The 836-nt window shown below is 56.6% G+C and carries 1 protein-coding gene; it reads left to right on the forward strand.

The features are described 5' to 3' along the window. On the forward strand, positions 1-836 hold an 836-nt coding region (locus tag AC5S26_RS29895), incomplete at both ends, for an FAD/NAD(P)-binding protein (protein WP_494188595.1).

Genomic DNA, 836 nt, shown 5'->3' on the forward strand with positions numbered 1-836 from the left:
GACAATCGCAATCATCGGTGGAGGGGTAAGTGGAGCCCTCACGGCGTTTCACCTGGTTCGGCAGAAAACATCGGCGCGTGTGATTCTCATCGACCCGGGGCCTGATTTCGGGCTCGGCCTGGCGTATTCAACTCCGAGCCTCCGCCACTTGTTAAATGTTCCCGCAGGGAAGGTTAGCGCCCTGCCGGACCAACCAGATCACTTTTTGAATTGGCTTCGGAAGAATTACGACTCGACTGCAACGGAGAAGAGCTTTGCTCCACGTGCGATATTTGGACGGTACATCCAATCTCTGTTGACATCGACGAGCCCACTCGAACAGGAGATTGCGACAGTCGTCGATATCCGCTTGTACGGCTCCGGAGGCGTGCTCACGTTGCATAACGGATGTGAGCTACGGGCCGATCTGATCGTTCTGGCAACAGGAAACTTCGATCCAGCTCCTCTTCCGGGTATTACGAAGGCCGTCTCCGATTCGGCTTTGTATCGCCACAATGCATGGACGGCGGGAACCTATGAGGGATTGCCCCTCGATGCGCCTATTGCTCTCATCGGTACAGGCCTCACCGGGGTCGATGTCCTGCTGAGACTGCGTGAACTCGGATACCGCGGAAGGATCATTGCGGTGTCTCGTCACGGCATCCTCCCGACACGGCATGCCGATTACACCCCGCTGTGCTCAAGTGCAATCCCATTGAACACGCCAGCCACCTGTGTGGCGTATCTCCGCGCTCTCCGCGCAGCAATTCGTGGAGGCGCGAAATGGAGAGCCGCTATCGATAGCCTCCGTGATACGACTAACGAACTATGGCTCCGTCTATCGATCGAGGAAAAAA

It is taken from the genome of Edaphobacter sp. FHG110511_03 (genome assembly GCF_059115365.1).